17 protein-coding genes are annotated in these 17,801 nt (G+C 68.7%); 4 read left to right on the forward strand and 13 right to left on the reverse strand.

The features are described from left to right. The first annotated feature begins 23 nt into the window (after positions 1–23). The 3 genes from ACQY9S_RS14205 (at position 24) to ruvC (ending at position 2,339) form a co-directional block, all read left to right on the forward strand. Positions 24–671 carry a lysophospholipid acyltransferase family protein gene (locus ACQY9S_RS14205; protein ID WP_428420406.1) on the forward strand — a complete coding sequence of 216 codons (648 nt, stop codon included), beginning with the start codon at positions 24–26 and terminating at the stop codon, positions 669–671. After that, on the forward strand, positions 668–1,645 hold the full coding sequence (locus ACQY9S_RS14210) for a phosphatidate cytidylyltransferase (RefSeq protein WP_428420407.1): 978 nt from the start codon (positions 668–670) through the stop codon (positions 1,643–1,645). The genes ACQY9S_RS14205 and ACQY9S_RS14210 overlap by 4 nt, the downstream gene beginning before the upstream one ends. Positions 1,646–1,790: 145 nt before the next feature. Then, complete coding sequence (gene ruvC, locus ACQY9S_RS14215; protein WP_428420408.1) at positions 1,791–2,339, forward strand: crossover junction endodeoxyribonuclease RuvC; 549 nt, start codon at positions 1,791–1,793, stop codon at positions 2,337–2,339. A gap of 89 nt (positions 2,340–2,428) precedes the next feature. Here the strand turns inward: ruvC and ACQY9S_RS14220 are convergent, their stop codons facing one another. Beyond that, entirely contained in the window at positions 2,429–3,259 is an 831-nt protein-coding gene (locus tag ACQY9S_RS14220) for a substrate-binding periplasmic protein (protein WP_428420409.1), read from the reverse strand. Beyond that, the gene (gene pedF, locus ACQY9S_RS14225) at positions 3,256–3,669 is read right to left on the reverse strand and encodes a cytochrome c-550 PedF (protein ID WP_428425761.1); all 414 of its coding nucleotides are present in this window, start codon (positions 3,667–3,669) and stop codon (positions 3,256–3,258) included. The genes ACQY9S_RS14220 and pedF overlap by 4 nt, the downstream gene beginning before the upstream one ends. Positions 3,670–4,015: 346 nt before the next feature. Between pedF and ACQY9S_RS14230 the strand changes: the two genes are divergently transcribed. After that, complete coding sequence (locus ACQY9S_RS14230) at positions 4,016–6,124, forward strand: sigma-54-dependent Fis family transcriptional regulator (RefSeq protein WP_428420411.1); 2,109 nt, start codon at positions 4,016–4,018, stop codon at positions 6,122–6,124. 377 nt (positions 6,125–6,501) lie between these two features. Here ACQY9S_RS14230 and ACQY9S_RS14235 read toward each other — a convergent pair whose 3' ends face one another. The 11 genes from ACQY9S_RS14235 to murC all read right to left on the reverse strand — a co-directional run bounded on the left by ACQY9S_RS14235 (position 6,502) and on the right by murC (position 17,661). Next, on the reverse strand, positions 6,502–8,247 hold the full coding sequence (locus ACQY9S_RS14235; protein WP_428420412.1) for a PQQ-dependent methanol/ethanol family dehydrogenase: 1,746 nt from the start codon (positions 8,245–8,247) through the stop codon (positions 6,502–6,504). A 173-nt stretch (positions 8,248–8,420) separates the two neighbouring features. Beyond that, the gene (locus ACQY9S_RS14240; RefSeq protein WP_428425763.1) at positions 8,421–9,338 is read right to left on the reverse strand and encodes a quinoprotein relay system zinc metallohydrolase 1; all 918 of its coding nucleotides are present in this window, start codon (positions 9,336–9,338) and stop codon (positions 8,421–8,423) included. Positions 9,339–9,466: 128 nt separating this feature from the next. After that, entirely contained in the window at positions 9,467–10,267 is an 801-nt protein-coding gene (locus tag ACQY9S_RS14245) for a quinoprotein dehydrogenase-associated SoxYZ-like carrier (RefSeq protein WP_428420414.1), read from the reverse strand. 115 nt (positions 10,268–10,382) lie between these two features. After that, the gene (locus ACQY9S_RS14250; RefSeq protein WP_428420416.1) at positions 10,383–10,598 is read right to left on the reverse strand and encodes a hypothetical protein; all 216 of its coding nucleotides are present in this window, start codon (positions 10,596–10,598) and stop codon (positions 10,383–10,385) included. A gap of 18 nt (positions 10,599–10,616) precedes the next feature. Then, a complete protein-coding gene (locus tag ACQY9S_RS14255; RefSeq protein WP_428420418.1) occupies positions 10,617–10,802 on the reverse strand; it encodes a hypothetical protein in 186 nt (61 codons plus the stop codon). A gap of 42 nt (positions 10,803–10,844) precedes the next feature. Then, on the reverse strand, positions 10,845–11,780 hold the full coding sequence (gene lpxC / locus ACQY9S_RS14260) for a UDP-3-O-acyl-N-acetylglucosamine deacetylase (protein ID WP_428420419.1): 936 nt from the start codon (positions 11,778–11,780) through the stop codon (positions 10,845–10,847). Positions 11,781–11,964: 184 nt separating this feature from the next. Continuing rightward, entirely contained in the window at positions 11,965–13,182 is a 1,218-nt protein-coding gene (gene ftsZ / locus ACQY9S_RS14265) for a cell division protein FtsZ (RefSeq protein WP_428420421.1), read from the reverse strand. Positions 13,183–13,240: 58 nt separating this feature from the next. Next, a complete protein-coding gene (gene ftsA / locus ACQY9S_RS14270) occupies positions 13,241–14,470 on the reverse strand; it encodes a cell division protein FtsA (RefSeq protein ID WP_428420423.1) in 1,230 nt (409 codons plus the stop codon). Between the two features lie 16 nt (positions 14,471–14,486). Continuing rightward, positions 14,487–15,287 carry a cell division protein FtsQ/DivIB gene (locus ACQY9S_RS14275; protein ID WP_428420424.1) on the reverse strand — a complete coding sequence of 267 codons (801 nt, stop codon included), beginning with the start codon at positions 15,285–15,287 and terminating at the stop codon, positions 14,487–14,489. A gap of 5 nt (positions 15,288–15,292) precedes the next feature. Beyond that, complete coding sequence (locus ACQY9S_RS14280) at positions 15,293–16,255, reverse strand: D-alanine--D-alanine ligase (protein WP_428420425.1); 963 nt, start codon at positions 16,253–16,255, stop codon at positions 15,293–15,295. Next, positions 16,252–17,661 (reverse strand): UDP-N-acetylmuramate--L-alanine ligase, encoded by a 1,410-nt coding sequence (gene murC / locus ACQY9S_RS14285; protein ID WP_428420426.1) that lies wholly within the window; start codon positions 17,659–17,661, stop codon positions 16,252–16,254. Before murC ends, ACQY9S_RS14280 begins: the two co-directional genes overlap by 4 nt. Positions 17,662–17,801: the final 140 nt, after the last annotated feature.

Genomic DNA, 17,801 nt, shown 5'->3' on the forward strand with positions numbered 1-17,801 from the left:
ACCGCTCCGAATAGCATAGGCCCATGTCGATCGCTGCCGATTCGATGGGGCTGCTGCTCTCCTTTGTCGCCCGTCTCATCACCGGCGCGCAGGGGCACTGGTACGGCTGTCCGCCAAAGGCCGAGCAGCGCATCTACTTCGCCAACCATCAGAGCCACCTCGACTGGCTGCTGGTCTGGGCGGCGCTGCCGCGCGACCTGCGCGCCCGCACGCGGCCGATCGCCGCGAAGGACTACTGGACCGCCAGCCCCTTGCGTCACTGGATCACGCGCGAGGTGTTCAACGCGGTCTACGTGGCGCGCACCCGCACGAAGGGTGGCCCCGATGGCACCGACGACCAGGACCCGTTGGAGCCGCTGGTCGAGGCGCTGCACGGCGGCGACTCGCTGGTGATCTTCCCGGAGGGCACGCGCGGCAACCTGGGCGACCCACAGGCCTTCAAGAGCGGGCTGTACCACCTGGCCGAGCAGTTCCCCGCGGTGCAGCTGATCCCGGCGTGGATCGACAACGTGCAGCGCGTGATGCCCAAGGGTGAGGTGGTGCCGGTCCCCATCCTGTGCTCGGTGACCTTCGGCGCCCCGCTGTCGCCGCTGCAGCCCGGCGAGGACAAGCGCGACTTCCTCGACCGCGCGCGCGATGCCGTGATCGACCTGAAGGCCGTGGCGGCATGAGTGGATTGAGACAGCTCACGGTCTCGCAGCAGGTCGGCCTGCTGTTCCTGCTGCTGTTCGGTGCGCTGCTGCTCGTCAGCGCCGTGGCCCTGTTGCGCTCGCTGCGCGAGCGCGGCGATGACGAGCGCAGGGACCGGCACGAGCGCTTCAAGCGCGAACTGCGCGCGGTGTGGGTCGGCGCCTCGGTGTTCTGGCTGGCCTGGGTGTCGGGGCCGGTGGGCGCAACGCTGCTGTTCGGCGTCCTGAGCTTCCTGGCGCTGCGCGAGTACATCACGCTGATGCACACGCGGCGCAGCGACCACCGCAGCCTCATCCTGGCCTTCTTCATCGTGCTGCCGCTGCAGTACCTGCTGGTCGCGAACCGCAACTTCGACCTGTTCTCGGTCTTCATTCCCGTCTACATCTTCCTGGCGATCCCGGTGGTCAGCGCGCTCGCGGGCGACCCGGAGCGCTTCCTCGAACGCAACGCGAAGATCCAGTGGGGCATCATGGTCTGCGTCTATGGCATGAGCCACACGCCGGCGCTGTTGCTGCTGCAGTTCCCGAACGCCCAGGACCGCGGCGCCTTCCTGGTGTTCTTCCTGGTGGTGGTCGTCGCGGCGGCGCGCATCGCGCAGGAGTTCGCGAGCCGCCGCCTGCGTCGCCATCCGGTGGCGCGCCACATCAGCCGCAGCTTCAGCTACCGCGCCTGGCTGATCGGCGCGCTCGTCGCGGCCTTCGTCGGCGGCCTGCTGTACTGGATCACGCCCTTCAAGCCGGGCCAGGCGATGGCCATGGCGCTGATCGCCAGCGCCTGCGGCACGATGGGCGAGTTCGTGATGAAGGCGCTCAAGCGCGATGCCGGCGTGCGCTACTGGGGCAACCGGGCGTCGGTCACCGGTGCGGTGGGCCTGCTCGACCGCGTCGCGCCGCTGTGCTTCGCGGCGCCGGTGTTCTTCCATTCGGTACGGTGGTACTTCAACCTGAGCTTCTGATGGCGACACGAATTCTCGGCATCGACCCGGGCTTGCGCACGATGGGCTTTGGCTCCGGCCGCCGCTTCGCGCCTTCACATCCGCCCGCGGATGTGAGCCTGCACCGAAACCCTTGCGCCGTCGACCCCCTGCGGAGGCGCGCCCCATGAGGATCCTTGGCATCGACCCGGGCTTGCGCACGACGGGTTTTGGCGTGGTCGAGTGCGAGGGGGCGAGGCTGCACTACATCGCCAGCGGCACGATCCGGACCGACGCACTGCCGAACGGTGACTTGCCGGGACGCCTGAAGATCATCTTCGAGGGCGTGCGCGAGGTGGTGGCGCGCTACCGGCCCCGGTGCGCGGCGGTCGAGATCGTGTTCGTCAACGTCAACCCGCAATCGACGTTGCTGCTCGGCCAGGCACGCGGCGCAGCGCTGGCCGCGCTGGTGTCGGCCGAACTCGACGTGGCGGAGTACACCGCGCTGCAGATGAAGAAGGCGGTCGTCGGCCATGGCCATGCGCGCAAGGAGCAGGTGCAGGCCATGGTCGCGCGCCTGCTGGCGCTGCCCGGCGAACCCGGCAAGGATGCGGCCGATGCGCTGGGAATCGCGGTATGCCATGCGCATGCCGGCGCGTCACAGGCGGCGCTCGCCGCAGTGAGCCCGTTGGCGCGGCGTGCGCATGCGCAATACCGCAAAGGTCGCAGCTACTGAGACGGGAGGTGACCAAAAAGGCCGCAGACACGGGGCGCCGCCAAAGAACGATGCGCGGGTCACCGCGGGCGCCCGCGCGCAGACCGCCTCTAGCCGCGCCAGACCACGCTGTGCCGCTGGAAGAGTTCGCGCAAGGCCGGGCCGTTGTTGAGATCGATCAGGCGCCGCTGCATCACCTGCGCCAGGTCGGTCGCGCCGCGCTTCACCGCGCAGCCGACCACCCAGCCATTGCGTGGCGCGCGCACGATGGGCGGCAGCGGCACGATCTTGTAGCGTGGCTTGCCGGCCAGCGTCGACTCCAGTTCCGAGGCGAGCCCGGCCGCTGCCACCACGTCACCGGCCAGCAGCCTCTGCGCCGCCGCCACGCCGTCGGCATTCTGGGTATTGAGCGTGTCTCTCAGCGCCCCTGATTCAGCGCTGGCGAGCAAGTAGCCGGCCAGGGAGACGCTGGCCACCGCGATCTTCTGGCCGCGCAGGCCTTCGATGGCGTCGGGCGCCGGACCGCGCTCGCTGTCCCAGGCCAGCATGACCGTCTCGCGGTAGTAGGCGCCGAACACCTCGACCTGCGGGTTGGCCTCGATCAGCGGCCGGTCCATCGGCACGTGCAGCATCACGTCGGCCGGACCCCAGCCGAGGTAGTGGCCGCGCCAGACGGCGTTGCGCAGGTCGTCGCCGACGCTCTCGCCCGCGGGGATCGGCAGCAGGCTGAGCGGCACACCGACGGCCTCGGCCAGCGCCGTGGCCAGGTCGACGTCGATGCCGCGGCCGTCCAGGTTGAACGGCGGCATGTCCTGGTAGACCGCGACCACCAACCGACCGCTGCGCCGCACGCGCTCGAGTGCGCTTTCTTCGGCGCGAAGCGGCGGCGACAGCGCCGTGAGCGCCGCGGCGGCGCTCAGCAGCCTGCGGCGCGAGATCACAGCGGCTTCTCGCGGCGGGTTTCGAGGTAGCTCTTGATGGCCCATACGGCTTCCTGCTGCATCACGCCTTCGAAGGGCGGCATGTAGACGGCGCCGTTGCGGGTGCGGCCGTGGCGAACGGTGGTCACGAAATACTCGTCCATCTCGTTCACGCAGGCGGTCTTCTTCTTGTCGTCCTTCAGCGTGGCGCACTCGCCGTCGAGCTTGCGCAGATCGGGAGCGATCCCGCCGGAAATTGCTTCCAGGCCGTGACAACGGGCGCAGTTCTGGTTGTAGGCCGACGTGCCGATCCTGATGGCCTCGTCGTTCTTGCGATACGGGTTCTCGACCCGCCAAGCATCGCCGAGCGGAGGCAGGGTCTTGGTATCGACGGCTTGCGGCGTGACGTCCCCGTGGGCGAAAGCGCCCATGGCGCTGGCAATCAGGCTCAGCGCGACCACATGGCGCTGGCACTGGGTACGAAAGTTCATTGAAAGATGCTCCAAATCTGAGGGACAGTCCGAGGGTGCAAGTGATGTGCCACCGCCACAGATCTGTCTCGAAGCCCTCCTGCTGGCGGGTTCACACCGTCGGCTTGCTCCACGCTGGAGCATACTGACGCTCCCAACCGCTGTGTCGCGGGGCATGGCAGATGCGGCGGGACAGGAGACGTTTCTGGCAGCAGCGCCATGGCATTTGACGCCGCTGCACGCAATGAGACAGACAGCATGGCGGCTGCCGGCCGCACGCGAGGGCGCACAGCCCCGAGGAGACACGATGACCGCACCTATCGCCACGCGCGCAGTCCAGCGTGACGGCCGCCGGCCCGCCGGCTTCGGCCATACCGCCACCAGTGTCTGGCTGCCGCCGGATCCGGGACATATCGACACGATCGCGCAGTCCCACGAGCGTTGCGCATCGCTGCGGCTCAGCCCGATCCGCCCGCCGGACCACACCCCGCTGATGCGCTCCGACCTCACCGTGGTGCGGGAGCGCAACCGCTGCCTGTCGCTCCACGCGGTCCCGGTCATGGAGATGCTGCTGGAGCAGATCCTGGCCACCCAGAGCATGGTCCTGCTGACCGACGTGCAGGGCACGGTGCTGCACTCGATCGGCCATGACGACTTTCTGACCCGTGCCTCGAAAGTGGCGCTGGCCCCGGGGGTGAACTGGAGCGAATCGAACAAGGGCACGAATGCCATCGGGACTGCGCTGGTCACCGAGACGCCGACCCTCGTGCACGCCGACGAGCATTTCATCCATGCCAACCAGTTCCTGACCTGTTCGTCCTCACCGATCTTCGATCCGCGCGGCAACCTGGTCGGCGTGCTGGATGTCAGCGGCGACCACCATTCCTTCCACGTCCACACGATGGGCCTGGTGAAGATGTCGGCGCGCATGATCCAGAACCACTGGTTGATCGAGGACAGCCACCAGACGCTGCGCCTGCACTTCCACGTGCGTCGCGACTACCTCGGTACGCTGATGGAGGGCATCGTTTCCGTCGGCCCGGACGGCAAGTTGCTGGCCGCCAATCGCGCGGCGCTCGACACGCTGCGCCTGTCGGGTGCAGCGCTGCGCATGAACACGGTCACGGGCCTGTTCGGCGTGTCGCTCGGCGCGCTGGTCGACCATTTCGGCTCGGCGCTGGCAACCCCGCTGGAGCTGAGCCTGCCCGATGGCCGCCAGGTCCATGCCCACGCCCGGTTCAACGGCACGGGCTGGCACCAGCTGGGTCATTTCAGCGGTGACGAAGCCGCCGCCTATGAGGCGGGGCGCGAATCGGTCCGGGAGACGGCCCGCGACGCTGCCCTGGAGCCGGCGCGCGAATTGGCGCACGCCAACACCCCACCACCGTCGCCGAGCCTGCGTCAGCTGCAAACGGGTGACGCCCGCATGGACGACGTGGTCGCCCGCGTCAAGCGCGTGCTCGATCGCGACATCCCGGTGCTGATCCAGGGCGAGACGGGAACCGGCAAGGAAGTCCTCGCCCGCGCGATCCATCAGGCCTCGCGTCGCGCCAGCGGCCCGTTCGTCGCCGTCAATTGCGCTTCGATCCCCGAAACGCTGATCGAGTCCGAGCTGTTCGGCTACGAGGAAGGCGCCTTCACCGGCGCACGTCGCAAGGGCGCGATCGGCAAGGTGCTGCAGGCGCACGGCGGCACGTTGTTCCTCGACGAGATCGGCGACATGCCGCTGAGTCTGCAGGCGCGCTTGCTGCGCGTGCTTCAGGAACGTGAAGTCACGCCGCTGGGGGGCACGCGGGCACTGCCGGTCGATGTGTCCGTGATCAGCGCGACCCACCAGCCGCTGCGCGAGCTGATCGAGCGCAAGCAGTTCCGCGAGGACCTGTACTACCGCCTCAATGGCCTGGTGGTCCAGCTGCCCGCGCTGCGCGAGCGCAGCGACCTGCTGACGCTGGCCGAGAAGCTGCTGAAGCGCGAATGCCGCGGCCGCCTGCTGCGCCTCGATGCCGAGGTGCTGCGGTTGATGCAGGGATGTCGCTGGCCCGGCAACATCCGCCAGCTCGCGACCGTGCTGCGCACGGCGGTGGCGATGGCCGGCGATGACTCGGTGATCACGATCGAACACCTTTCAGAGGACTTCCTGCAGGACGCACGACGTGCACTCGAGGAGGAGGCGCCGGAGGTGGCCGCCGTCGCACGCCCAGCGACCGCCCCCCAGGCGGTGACGCCGCTGCCGGACAGCAGTGGCGGTGGCGAGGTACCGAGCGGACGCAGCACCCTGCACCAACTCGAGCACGACACCGTGCGCCGTGCGCTGGCCGAAGCCGGCGGTAACATCTCGGTCGCCGCCCGGCGTCTGGGCATCAGCCGCAACACGATCTACCGCAAGCTGTACTGGCCGCCGGGCGCAGGTCGCTGAGCGAGGGCGCCCCGGGGGAACTCGACCCGCGTTGCGTCCCCCACCCACTGCGGCGCCTTCCCCCCCCCCGCAGGCCGTTGGCGCGACGAGCCCGCGAGCAAGGCTGCGATCAGAGTCCGACCTGCAGCTGCTGCCGGATCAAGGACATGGTGTTCGGCACGGTCTTGTCGCCCGGATGCATCGCTTCGGCGATCGCGCGCATGGCCAGGCCTTGGGCGGCCAGTCGCAGCACGTCGAATCGCGCGGCGTGAGGAGCTGCTTCAGCGGCCCGCCAAGTTCCAGCTCCCACGGTTCGAGTGACGGACAAAGAAAAACGACACGGGCGCCGCAGCGCCCGTGTCGTCGATCAGCGACGGCCCGGTCGGGCCGTCAGTCGCTCAGGACTTCGGGAGCTTGAACACCCACACGGTGCCGCCTTGCTCGAGGAAGTTGACCTTCTTCGCGACGTCACCACCCCACAGCGGCACGGCGCCGCCCCAGCCGGACACGACCGAGACGTACTGCTCGCCGTCCTGCTGCCACGTGATCGGCGGGGCGACGACGCCCGAACCGGTCTGGAATTCCCAGACCACCTTGCCGGTCTTCGCGTCGGCCGCCTTCAGGAAGCCTTCCGGCGTGCCCCAGAACACCAGGTTGCCGGCGGTCGTCAGCACACCGCCCCACAGCGGCGCGTTGTTCTTGACTTCCCAGACGATCTTGCCGGTCTTCGGGTCGACGGCGCGCATGGCGCCGATGTAGTCGTCGTTGGTCGTCTTGATCGTGAAGCCGGCACCCAGGTAGGCCGCACCCTTCTTGTAGGTGACCGGCTCGTTCCAGATCTCCATGCCCCATTCGTTCGACGGCACGTAGAACAGCTTGGTGTCGGGCGAGTAGGCCATCGGCATCTGGTTCTTGCCGCCCAGGAAGCTGGGCGACGCGAACACCGAGCTGCCCTTCTTGCCGTCGGCGCCAGCGGTCGGGTCGCCAGGACGGTTCTCGGGCACGTAGTTCGGACGGCCGGTCTTCAGGTCGATGCCGGTGGCCCAGCTGATCTTCTTGACGAACGGGAAGGCGTTCTCGAGCTTGCCGTTGGCCGCATCGATCACGTAGAAGAAGCCGTTGCGGTCAGCCTTGCCGCCGACGCGCTTGCCGTCCATGTCGAAGGTGACGAACTCGTTCACGCCGTCGAAGTCCCAGCCGTCGTGCGGCGTGGTCTGGTAGTGCCACTTGATCTGGCCGGTCTTGACGTCGATCGCGACGGTCGAGCAGGAGAACAGGTTGTCGCCGGGACGCAGGTGGCTGTTCCACGGGCCGGGGTTGCCGGTGCCGAAGTAGGCCAGGCCGGTCTTCGCGTCGTAGGTGCCGCCCAGCCAGGTGGCCGCGCCGCCCGACTTCCACAGGTCGCCCGGCCAGGTCTTGTTGGTCGTGCCGGAGATGCCGATCTCCGCCTTGTTGCCGTCCTTGTCGAACTTGTAGCCCATGTGGCCTTCGACGGTCGGACGCACCCAGACCATCTTGCCGGTCTTTGGATCGCGGGCCTCGACGCGGCCGACAATGCCGAACTCGCCACCGGACACGCCGGTCAGCAGCAGACCGCCGGCGATCAGCGGCGCGGCGGTGTAGCTGTAGCCGGCTGCGTAGTCGTCGATCTTTTCCTTCCAGACCACGTCGCCGGTCTTCTGGTCGAGGGCGACCAGCTGGGCGTCGAGCGTGCCGAAGATGACCAGGTTGTCGTACAGCGCGGCGCCGCGGTTGATCACGTCGCAGCAGGGCATGATGCCTTCGGGCAGGCGGTGCTCGTACTTCCAGAGCTTGGCGCCGGTCTTGACGTCCAGCGCGTAGATCCGCGAGTACGACGCCGTGACGAACATCTTGCCGTCATGGATCAGCGGCTGCGACTGCTGGCCGCGCTGCTTTTCACCACCGAACGAGAAGGCCCAGGCCGGCACCAGCTTCTGGACGGTCGAGGTGTTCACCTGCTTCAGCGGGGAATACCGCTGGCCTTGCGAACCGATGCCCCAGCTCAGGACGTCGTTCGGGGTCTTGGCATCGTTGTCGATCATCGCGTCGGTGACGCCGGCGGCCTGGGCGCCAACACTGGCGCAGGCTGCGGCGACCAACAGGGAAAGCAGATGCAGACGCATGGATTTGTCTCCTCGGGGGTGACGCGTGCAGCACGACATGGCCGCTAAAGCGCGTTCTCTCCCTCCAAGGGCAAGCGCCGTGCCACGGACCGATCGGGACTAAATCCGGGTCATACCGCGGGTTTCACCGCAATCCTGTGTGACGGCTGTCTCCGCTTGGAACACCGTCTGCTTCAACGCGCCTGGAGCGTTCGGAGTTCGTACGCGGGGTAAAGGTGCACGACGTTGCGCGGGTACTCGGTCGTGAACGCGGCCCAGGCGCGGAAGTCGGCCGGCACCGGCTGCGTGAGCACCTCGGTCATCTCCGAACCGCGCCGCGCGGCATCGCCGAAGCTGCTGTCCAGCCAGCGCAGGTAGCGCCGGGTCTGCTCGATGCCGCGCGCATCGCTCACCACCGGGCCATGGCTGGGCACCATCGTCGTAAACACCTGGGCGGACAGTGCATCGAGGCTGGTCAGCCAGTCGGCCAGATGGGCGTGCGGCGTCGTCGGCACCCGGTCGACGAACACCAGACCGCCCACGAACACCACGCCCGAGCGTCGATCGATCAGGATCAGGTCCGAGGCGGTGTGCCCTTTCAGTTCACGCAACTCGAAACGCGGGTTGCCCGCCAGCAGCGGGCCGGGCAGCAGCGCGCGGTCGGGCAGCAGCGCCTCGGTGGCCTTCATCCAGTCGCCGCACAAGCGGTAGAGGTTGTCCTCGTAGGACTTGGCCTCGGCCCGCATGCCTGCGATCGTTGCCGCCGTGGCAAGGCGCGGTACGTCGGCGAAGGCCTGATTGCCCAGGAAGTAGTCCGGGTGGAGATTCAGGTGGACGACCTCTTTCACCGGCTTGGCCGTCGTGCGCGCGATGAGGGCGCGCAACTGCTCGCCATAGCGCCTGGACGGCCCCGTGTTGACGACGATGACCCCCTCTTCGGTAACGATGAAGCCCGTATTGATGATGTTGCAGCCGTTGGCCCGCGAAAAATCGGCATTGGCGCCTTCGACCACGTAGACATCGGGGGCCAGCGTGCGGGCGGTCAGGCGGTAGTCGAGCGTGGCCGGATCGGCCTGCGCCATCGCGCCCGCCGCCACCCCACCGAGGAACATTCCCAACAAGAATCTCAACCGGGCTAGCAGACGCCGCGGCACCGGCTCCGCCGGGCCGCCAGCGTCGCCCCCTGGAGGGGGAGCGGCGAAGCCGCAACGGGGGTGGGTCATCTCGCAACGGGGGTGGGTCATGTCACCTGCCCGTCGATCCGGTTGCCGTTGTTGTCCACACCGGTGACATGGAACGGACCCGGGGGACGCCCCTTGAAATCGAACGAGAACACCGGGTTTTCACTGATCGGCTCGAAGGTCGACAGGCGCAGCAACTCCACGCCGCCAGCGTCGATGACGGCCATGCGCCGCAGGTAGAAGGCCGGGATGCCGCCGACCAGCCCGGTGTCCATGGGGTGCATCACCCGCACGCGCAGGCGCGCACCCGGCGTGTCGAGGGCGTCACCGAAGAAGCGGCCGCTGACCTGGCCGAGCGTCTGCGCCCAGCTGCCGTCCTGGCGGCTCGCTCCGGAAACGGTGCAGCCGCCACCGGACGATTCGACCCAGGTGCCGCCGACGTGCCAGACGCCATCTCGTGTGCGCGCTGCGGCGCGCACGGCGCTGGCCTGCTCCAGCTTGAATCGGAACGAGATCGCCGCCTGCGTACCCGCGAGCGGTTCGAACTCGAGCACCTTGCGGATCGGATTGCGGTCGACCAGCACCATGATCTGCTGGACGTCGTGCAGGTCCGGCGCCGTGACCGTGATCGGCACGACCATTGGATTTTCGGCCTGTGTCGGCCCCTTCACCTGCACGCGCGGATCGAATTCGACCCGCGCTGCGGCACCCAGGAACTCCTTGACCATCTCGGGCCACTGCGCCGAACGGTAAGGGTCGCCCCCGAACTCGTCCGCCGCCGCCCGGACCGGCAACACGCAGGCGGCCACCGTTGCGAGCACGACTTGCCGGCGCTGCAACTTCACTGCTTCTGGGAACATCTTTGCCTCCTGAGCGGATGCTGAGGCAAATCGCGGGCCATCGAGGCCTGCCGAACGATTGACCGCCGGCGCCGGTCGGCTACCGGCGCTGATCCCAACCGGATGCCGCTCCGGGTCAGGACCTCCAGATGCTGATCAAGGTCAAGACGATGTGCTTGAAGATCGTGATGTTGAATGCGCCGAGCGCGAAGACCACCGTCCATCGCCAGGCAGCGCGCGCCAGCTCCATGTAGCGGTCCTCGCCGCTGCTGACGTACAAGGCGAACCCGACCCCGGCCGTTCCTCCGGTCCCCAGCACCAGCACCCCGGCGATCCACCAGAAGACAGTCATTGCACGCGCTCTCCCTGTTCACACCATGAGCGCCAGGCGCTCGAGCATCAGAACCGCAAAAAATCCGAGCGCCGCGACGACCGTCCACTTGACGATGCGCAGACCCTTGTCGCGCCATCGGGCCTGGCCGGTGCCGGCGTACATCGCGAAACACAGCAGGCCGGCGACGAGCAGCAACAGGACGATCCATCGAAAGACCAGCATGGGCGCGAGTCTAAGCGGGACGGCGCGCCCGTCCGGCGGCGTCTACCAGGCCGGCGGCAGCTCGGCAAGGCCGCGCGGCGCCTCGGCGTCGTGCATGAAGCTGGTCATCTCGTAGGCGCCGGGATCGGCGAACAGCGCGCGCAGCAGCTGGTTGTTCAGTGCATGCCCGCCCTTGAACGAGGTGTAGCTGGCCAGCAGCGGGTGGCCGGCAATGTGCAGGTCGCCGATCGCGTCGAGCAGCTTGTGCTTCACGAACTCGTCGTCATAGCGCAAGCCGTCGGCATTGAGCACGCGGTGGTCGTCGACGACGATGGCGTTGTCCATGCTGCCGCCGAGCGTCAGGCCGCGCGCTCGCATCGCATCCACGTCCTTGGCAAATCCGAAGGTGCGCGCACGGGCGATGTCGCGCTGGTACAGCCCTTCACCGAACTCGAACTCGACGCGCTGGCCGGTCTGGCTGACGGCAGGATGGTCGAACACGATCTCGAACGCCAGCTTGTAGCCGTGATAGGGCTCGAGCCGCGCCCACTTCGCGCCGGACCCCTCGCCGTCGCGCACCTCCACGGTCTTCAGCACGCGGATGAAGCGCTTCGGCGCGTTCTGCAGTTCGAGGCCTGCGCTTTGCAGCAGGAACACGAAACTCGAGGCCGAACCGTCGAGGATGGGCATCTCGTCGGCCGTGATGTCGACCAGCAGGTTGTCGATGCCGAGGCCGGCGCAGGCCGACATGAAATGCTCGATCGTCTGCACTTTCGGCCCGCCGGAGTCGCCGCCCGGTGAGATGCTCGACGCCATGCGCGTGTCGCAGACGGCATCGAAGCGCGCCGGGATGTCCACCGGGCTCGGCAGGTCGACCCGGCGGAACACGATGCCCGCGTCGGGCGCGGCCGGCCGCAGCGTGAGTTCGACCCGCTGGCCGCTGTGCACGCCCACGCCGACGGCGCGCGTGATCGACTTCAGGGTGCGTTGCTGCAGCATGCTGTCATTGTAAAAAGCGCGGCCCCGACCGGCTTGCAGGGCCGCGCTATCACCTTCTTAGCGAGATCCACTCACACACCACCGCGCGCACCATCCCGAGCAGACGCCGCGGGTCCGGCTCCGCCGGCCCGCCAGCGTCGCCCCCTTCGAGGGGGAGCGGCGCAGCCGCAACGGGGGTGGTCCATCAATCAGCCTGCTTGCGCAGGAACGCCGGGATCTCGATCTCGTCCATGCCGTTGCTCGCCAGTGCATCGACCTTGGCCGCCGCCTGGGTGCGCCCGCTGCGCCACACGCTCGGTACCTGCATGCCCGCGTAGTCGTGCTGGGTCGGCGCTGCAAGGCCGCCGGACTGCGGGTGCAGCGGCTGGTTCAGCACCGGGATGTTGTCGGTGCCGGTCCGCTGCAGCGTGGCGTTGTGCACCACGGTCATCGGCGCCTGCACGCGGCGCGCCGGTGCCAGGCCGGTGGCGATGACGGTCACGCGCAGCTGGTCGCCCAAGGTCTCGTCGTAGGCCGCGCCGAAGATCACGTGCGCATCTTCCGCGGCATAGCGGCGGATGGTGTTCATCGCGTTCTTGCTCTCGCTGAGCTTGAGGCTCGCGCGGCTGGCCGCGATCAGCACCAGCACGCCGCGCGCGCCGGACAGGTCGATGCCTTCGAGCAGCGGGCAGGCCACCGCCGAATCGGCCGCCTTGTTGGCGCGGTCCGGGCCGGTCGCGATCGCGGTGCCCATCATCGCCTTGCCGGGCTCACTCATCACCGTCTTCACGTCTTCGAAGTCGACGTTGATCGACGCGTCGATGTGGATGATGTCGGCGATGCCACCCACGGCGTTCTTCAGCACGTCGTTGGCCTGCTTGAAGGCCTGGTCCTGCGACACGTCGTCGCCCAGCACCTCGAGCAGCTTCTCGTTGAGAATGACGATCAGCGAATCGACGTTCGCCTCGAGCTCCTGCAGGCCGGCCTCGGCCTGCTTCATGCGCCGGCCGCCCTCGAAGTCGAACGGCTTGGTCACGACGCCCACCGTCAGGATGCCCATCTCCTTGGCCACGCGCGCGATCACCGGCGCGGCGCCGGTGCCGGTGCCGCCGCCCATGCCGGCCGTCAGGAAGATCATGTTGGCGCCCGCGATCGCGTCGCGGATGCGGCCCTCGGCCTCGTCGGCCGCGGCCTTGCCGGCCGCCGGCTTGGAGCCCGCGCCCAGGCCGGTGCTGCCGAGCTGGATGAGCTGGTCGGCCTTGGAGCGGTGCAGCGACTGCGCGTCGGTGTTGGCGCAGATGAACTCCACGCCTTGAACGCCTTCGTTGATCATGTGTTCGACGGCGTTGCCGCCGCCGCCGCCCACACCGATCACCTTGATCTTCGTGCCGAGCTCGAATTCCTCAATCATCTCGATGGCCATGGTGGACCTCCTTCGTCTGATGCAGTTGCCGGTTGAAAACGTGGGCTGGATGACGCCCTTAAAAATTCCCGATGAACCAATCCTTGACGCGGCCGAACAGGGTCTGGACCGACCCCGCCTGCTGCGCTGCCTTCATGCCGCGCGTGCGCGCGAGCCTCGCCTCTTCGAGCAAGCCCATCACGGTGGCCGAGCGCGGGCTCGCCACCATGTCTGACAGAGCGCCGGCGTAGGTGGGCAGGCCCTTCCTCACCGGCTTCAGGAAAATGTCCTCGCCCAGCTCGACCATGCCGGGCATCACCGCGCTGCCGCCGGTCAGCACGATGCCGCTGGACAGCAGCTCCTCGTAGCCGCTCTCGCGGATGACCTGGTGCACCAGCGAGAAGATCTCCTCGACGCGCGGCTCGATCACGCCGGCCAGCGCCTGGCGCGAGAGCATGCGCGGCGCGCGGTCGCCGAGCCCCGGCACCTCGACCTGCTCGTTCGGGTCGGCCAGCAGCTGCTTGGCGACGCCGTGCTCGACCTTGATCTCCTCGGCGTCCTTGGTGGGCGTGCGCAGCGCCATCGCGATGTCGCTGGTGATCAGGTCGCCGGCGATCGGGATCACCGCGGTGTGGCGCACCGAGCCGTCGGTGAAGATCGAGACGTCGGTGGTACCGGCGCCGATGTCGACCAGCGCCACGCCGAGGTCCTTCTCGTCCTCGGTCAGCACCGCGTGGCTGGAGGCGCTCGGGTTGAGCACCAGCATGTCGACCTCCAGCCCGCAGCGGCGCACGCACTTGATGATGTTCTCGGCCGCACTCTGCGCGCCGGTCACGATGTGCACCTTGACCTCGAGCCGGCCGCCGCTCATGCCGATCGGCTCCTTGACCTCGTGGCCGTCGATCACGAACTCCTGCGCCTCGACCAGCAGCATGCGCTGGTCGTTCGGGATGTTGATCGCCTTGGCGGTCTCGATGACGCGCGCCACGTCGACCGGCGTGACCTCCTTGTCGCGCACGATCACCATGCCGGTGGAATTCTGGCCGCGGATGTGGCTGCCGGTGATGCCGGTGTAGACGCGCGTGATCTTGCAGTCGGCCATCATCTCGGCCTCTTTGAGCGCCTGCTGGATGCTCTGCACCGTCGCGTCGATGTTGACCACCACGCCGCGCTTGAGCCCATGCGCCGATGCGGTGCCGATGCCGGCCACGCGCAGTGCGCCGTCGGGCAGCACTTCGGCCACCACCGCCATCACCTTCGCGGTGCCGATGTCGAGTCCGACGACGAGATCCTTGTATTCCTTGGCCATGTGCTGTCCGCCTTTTCTATTTCTTCACCGCCGTCGGTGCCGTCGTGCCGACGCCGCGCAGCCGCAGCGCATAGCCGTCGGTGTGGCGCAGGTCGGCGTAGGCCAGCGGGCGCTGGTAGCGCGCGGTCAGTTGCGTGACGGTGCCGGCGAAGGCCTGCACCCTGGCCATCACCTCGGTCTCGCCGCCGCGGCCGAGTTCGACCTGCGCGCCGCTGTCGAGCTCGGCCCGCCAGGAGCCGCGCGCGCTCATCACCAGCGTCTCGATGCGGGCATCGATGGCCTCGAACACCGGCGCGAGCCGTCGGTACATCGCCAGCATCGCCGCCGAACTGCCCTCGGGGCCCTGCAGCACCGGCAGGCCTTCGTCCTCGACGTCGCCGGGGTTGGCCTCGAACACCTCGCCCTGCACATTGACGAGCTTGTCTTCGCCCTCTTCCTCGTGCCACCAGGCGGCCACGCGGTGCTCCTCGAGGCGCACCGCCAGGCGGTTCGGCCACACGCGCTGCACCGCGGCGCGGCGCACCCAGGGCACGGACTCGAAGGCCTGCTGGGCGCGCGCGAGATCGACGCTGAAGAAGTTGCCGGCCAGTTTGGGCATCGCATTGGCGCGGATCGTCGTGACGCTGTTGCGCATGACATCGCCTTCCACGCGGATGCCGCGCAGCGTGAACAGCGGTGCCCGCAGCGCCCACATCAGCACCAGGCCGGCGAAGGCGAGCAGCGCGAACGCGAACAGCAACCTGGCCGCGGTGTGCATCAGGCGCACGTCGGCCGGCAGCGGCTGCGGCCTGGGCGGTGGGCGGGGGCGGCGGACCATGGTGCTCAGGCGTCGAGCGCCGCTCCTTGCAGGATTTGCAGGCACAGCTGCTCGTAGCCGAGACCCGCTGCCTTGGCCGACATCGGCACCAGCGAGTGGCCGGTCATGCCCGGCGAGGTGTTCATCTCCAGCAGGAAGGGCTTGCGGTCGCTGGCGCGCAGCATCAGGTCGGCCCGGCCCCAGCCGCGGCAGCCGAGCGCGCGGTAGGCGGCCAGCACGATGCGCTGGATCTCGGCCTCCTCGGGCGCCGGCAGGCCGCTCGGACACAGGTACTGCACCTCGTCGGTGAAGTACTTGTTCTGGTAGTCGTAGCCGGCCTCGGGCGGCACGATGCGGATCACGGGCAGCGCGACGGCACTCGCGCCCTCGCCCAGCACCGGGCAGGTGAGCTCGGCCCCGTCGATGAACTCCTCGCACAGCACGTCGGGGTCGTGGCTCGCGGCGAGCCGCACGGCGTCCTGCATCTGTGAATAGCCGCGCACCTTGGTCACGCCGATCGACGAGCCCTCGCGCGGCGGCTTGACGATCAGCGGCAGGCCCAGCTCGTCGGGCACGCCGACGAGGCGCTCGCGCGTCTGCTCGTCGGGCGCGAGCCGCACATAGCGCGGCGTCGGCAGGCCCTCGGCGAGCCACACGCGCTTGGTCATGATCTTGTCCATCGCGATGGCGCTCGCCATCACACCCGAGCCGGTGTACGGGATGCGCAACAGCTCCAGCGCGCCCTGCACCGTGCCGTCCTCGCCGTGCCGGCCGTGCAAGGCGATGAAGCAGCACTGGAAGCCCTGGCGCCTGAGCTCGATCAGGTCGTGGTCCTTCGGATCGAAGGCGTGGGCATCGACGCCCTGGGCCTGCAGCGCCGCGAGAACGCCGCCGCCCGACATCAGCGAGATGTCGCGCTCGGCCGAGGTGCCGCCCATCAGCACGGCCACCTTGCCGAAGGACTTGGGGTCGATGGGGGTCGTGCTCATGATCTCATCCCCACCAGATCCACCACCTGGGAGGGCACCGCCCCGATGGACCCCGCGCCCATCGTGATCACCACGTCCCCGTCCTGCGCGTTCTCCGCGATCGCCCGCGGCATCGAGGCGATCTCGTCGACGAACACCGGCTCGAGCTTGCCGGCCACGCGCAGCGCGCGCGTCAGGGCCCGCCCGTCGGCGGCGACGATCGGCGCTTCGCCGGCGGCGTAGACCTCGCTCAGCAGCACCGCATCGGCGGTGCCCATCACCTTGACGAAGTCCTCGAAGCAGTCGCGGGTGCGCGTGTAGCGGTGCGGCTGGAAGGCGATCACGAGGCGGCGGCCCGGGAAGGCGCCGCGCGCCGCGGCGATCACCGCGGCCATCTCGACCGGGTGGTGGCCGTAGTCGTCGATCAGCGTGAAGCTGCCGCCGGCCGGCAGCGCGAGTTCGCCGTAGCGCTGGAAGCGCCGGCCCACGCCGTCGAAGGCGGCGAGCGCCTTCTGCACCGGCGCGTCGGGCAACTCCAGCTCGGCCGCCACCGCGATGACCGCCAGCGCGTTGAGCACGTTGTGCAGGCCCGGCAGGTTCAGCATGACCGGCAGGTCGGGCATCGCCACGCCGTTGCGGCGCTGCGCGGTGAAGCGCATCTGGCCCCCGGGCAGCGCCTGCACGCCGACGGCGCGGACCTGGGCGTCCTCTGCGAAGCCGTAGCTCACCACCGGGCGCGAGATCATCGGGATGATCGAGCGCACGCCGAGGTCGTCGCCGCAGACGATGGCCGCGCCATAGAACGGCATGCGGTGGAGGAACTCCAGGAAGGCGTGCTTCAGGCGGCCGAGGTCGTGGCCGTAGGTGTCCATGTGGTCGGCGTCGATGTTGGTCACGACGCTCAGGATCGGCATCAGGTTCAGGAACGACGCGTCCGACTCGTCGGCCTCGACGACGATGTAGTCACCGGCGCCGAGCCGCGAGTTCGCGCCGGCGCTGTTGAGCCGCCCGCCGATCACGAAGGTCGGGTCCAGCCCGGCCTCGGCCAGCACGCTGGCGACCAGCGAGGTGGTGGTCGTCTTGCCGTGCGTGCCGGCGATCGCGATGCCCCGCTTCAGCCGCATCAGCTCGGCCAGCATCACGGCACGCGGCACCACCGGCACCCGCTTGGCGCGCGCTGCGATGACCTCGGGGTTGTCGCCCTTCACCGCGGTCGACGTGACCACCGCCTCGGCCCCGGCGATGTGAAGCGCGTCGTGTCCGATCGCCACGCGGATGCCCAGCGAGGCGAGCCGGCGCGTCGTCGCGCCGTCGCTCTGGTCGGAACCGGAGACGGTGTAGCCGAGGTTGTGCAGGATCTCGGCGATGCCGCTCATGCCGGCGCCGCCAATGCCGACGAAGTGGATGTGCTTGACGGCATGTTTCATGACAGCCCCTCCGCGGCACTCGGTCGCTTCGTCGGCGCCCGTGGCCCTTCGACGAAGTGGATGTGCTTGACGGCATGTTTCATGACAGCCCCTCGTCCGACGAGTACGTCGGCCGATCCCCCGAGGGGATACGGGCCGGC

This window comes from Methylibium sp. (genome assembly GCF_965279545.1).
In the GTDB taxonomy this organism is placed as follows: Bacteria; Pseudomonadota; Gammaproteobacteria; order Burkholderiales; family Burkholderiaceae_C; genus Methylibium.